This is a genomic window from Neobacillus paridis (genome assembly GCF_016765675.1).
GTDB classification, from domain to species: Bacteria; Bacillota; Bacilli; order Bacillales; family Cytobacillaceae; genus Neobacillus; species Neobacillus paridis.
In genome coordinates, this window is the sequence record NZ_JAESWB010000345.1 from 1 (window position 1) to 676 (window position 676).

1 protein-coding gene is annotated in these 676 nt (G+C 52.7%); it reads right to left on the reverse strand.

Annotated features, from left to right (window positions below; translation table 11 throughout):
• A partial coding sequence (locus JK635_RS29145) for a cation:proton antiporter (protein WP_202655782.1) occupies window positions 1-676 on the reverse strand: 676 nt, incomplete at both ends.

Here is a 676-nt window from a genome sequence, read left to right on the forward strand (position 1 = left end):
AGAAAGTGCCAGCGCTACTGAGATGCCGCCACGAAGTCCGCCCCATGTGACCACCTTCCACGCGCCCTGGGGCAAACGGAACACGGGGCGAAGCAGACCAATGGGCATGCCCACTGTGATTAGGCGAGCGAACAGGGTAATGAGGATCGCGATGATTCCGCCCACTGCTAGGCCTTTCGAAAAGGCAATAACGACGATTTCCAGTCCAATCAGCACAAAGAGGATGGCATTTAGAATCTCATCGATCAGCTCCCAAAACATATCGACGTGGGCTCGCGTCTCTTCCGACATCGCCAATGCTCGTCCATGATTTCCAATAATAAGTCCCACTACGACCATGGCCAGCGGCCCAGAAATGTGAAGCCTGGTTGCTAACGCATACCCACCGATGACAGCTGCGAGTGTGATCAGTACCTCTTCCTGGTAGCTGTTGATATTCTTCAGCATACGGTAAGTTAGATATCCGATAGCCAGCCCCAGCAGAATGCCACCACCGGCTTCCTCTAGAAGCAGCATGGCACTATGGGCAAAAGTTGGGGTTTCACCGCTTACTACCATTGCCATTAACAAGGAAAACAGTACGACACCAACGCCGTCATTAAAGAGTGACTCTCCGGCGATGACGAGTTCGACATTTTTGGGGGCGCCAGCTGATTTTAGTATGCCCATTACGGCA